Consider the following 1436-nt stretch of genomic DNA (forward strand, 5'->3'; position numbering starts at 1 on the left):
GATTCCGACAACGCTGGGGGTCCCCCCGGGCCGAAGGCCCAGGGGGAGAGGTGCCGTAGCTGTCGTCGCGGGCCCGACAAGATCGCCCGGACAGGGCCTAGATCTGGGGCCGCAGCCGGGCGGAGTCGGTGATGTGGCTGCCGTCGCGGACGCCCTGGGTGAGGGCGCTGCCCTCGCGCCACTCCTCCCAGGAGAGGTTCCAGTCGCCGTAGCCGTTGCCGAACGGGTCCATCTCGTCCCCGATGCTGTTGACGACGTGGACCAGGTCGCCCTGGCGGAAGGTCTCGTAGAACCAGGCCGCGTTCCCGGTCGACATCCCGGTGCAGCCATGACTGACGTTGGCGTACCCGTGCGAGCCGATCGACCAGGGCGCGGCGTGGACGTACTCCCCGCTCCAGGTGACCCGGGTGGCGTAGTACACCGGCAGGTCGTACGCCTCGGAACCGCCGATGCCGACGCTGGAGCCGCGCATCCGGACGAAGTACTCCTTGCCCAGGACGACCTTGATGCCGTTGCGGGTGGCGAAGCCGGGCTTGCCGGTGGTGATGGGGATGTTGTTGATCTCCTCGCCGTTGCGGAAGACCGTCATGATGTGCGAGGAGGCGTCGGTGACGGCCTCCATCCGGTCGCCGACGTTGAAGGTGAGCGGCTCGGACGGGCCGCCGTAGAGCTGGTTGGAGATCTTCACGCCCTGGAGGTTGCTGGTGACGGAGATCTTGGACTGGACGGGCCAGTACTCCTTGGGCCGGTAGTGCAGCACATCGTCGTTGAGCCAGTGCCAGGCGCCCTCGGCGCCCGGTTTGACGTCGACCTTGAGGCCGCGCTCCACCGCCGCCCGGCCCGCCTTGTCCGGGACCGGACGGCTCAGCTCGGCGATGATGGGCTGGCCCACTCCGTAGGTCTCCCCGTTGGCGGGGGCGAACTCGACCGTCAGCAGGCGTTTGGCCGGGGAGGTCTCGAAGGTGAGGGTGCGCAGGCCGGGGGCGCCGTCCTTGTTCTCGGTGGCGACCCGGGCCCGGTAGCGGGCACCGGCCGACAGGGAGCCGCCGGAGCGCCAGAGGCTTCCGTCGGCGTTGAGTTCCCCGCCGAGGTGGTGGCCCTGCTCGTCGATGACCGCCACGTCGGTGATGCGGCCCTCGCCCTCCTTGACGGTGACCTCCAGGGGCTTGTCCGGGTTGACCTTCACGGCCCCCCGGGGAGTGTTGAAGGAGACCTGTCCGGCGGCGTCGAAGGGCTTGCTGGTGAGCGGGGCGGGAGCCGAGTCGCCGCACGCGGTCACGACCGCCCCCAGGGTCAGTGCCAGCAAGGTGCAGCGGAGGACGGTGCTCAAGCGCGGCGTCTGGTTCATAAGCCCACGCTAAGAAGATCCGCCACCGGGAGCGCGCTGAGCGCCTGCAAACGGGCGGAGCCCGGTTCCCCCGCCTGGGTGAGGCGGG

General features: G+C 70.0%; 1 protein-coding gene. It reads right to left on the reverse strand.

The features are described 5' to 3' along the window. Positions 1-97 precede the first annotated feature (97 nt). Positions 98-1348, reverse strand: coding sequence for an Ig-like domain-containing protein (locus ACFVIM_RS35105; RefSeq protein WP_384310430.1), 1251 nt, complete (start codon positions 1346-1348; stop codon positions 98-100). Between the last annotated feature and the right edge of the window lie 88 nt (positions 1349-1436).

This window comes from Streptomyces sp. NPDC057638 (assembly GCF_042800315.1).
Lineage (GTDB): Bacteria > Actinomycetota > Actinomycetes > Streptomycetales > Streptomycetaceae > Streptomyces.

Coding starts and splice junctions, on each gene's coding strand:
- ACFVIM_RS35105 (WP_384310430.1), bottom strand. CDS start 1,348: ATGAACCAGACGCCGCGCTTGAGCACCGTCCTCCGCTGCACCTTGCTG.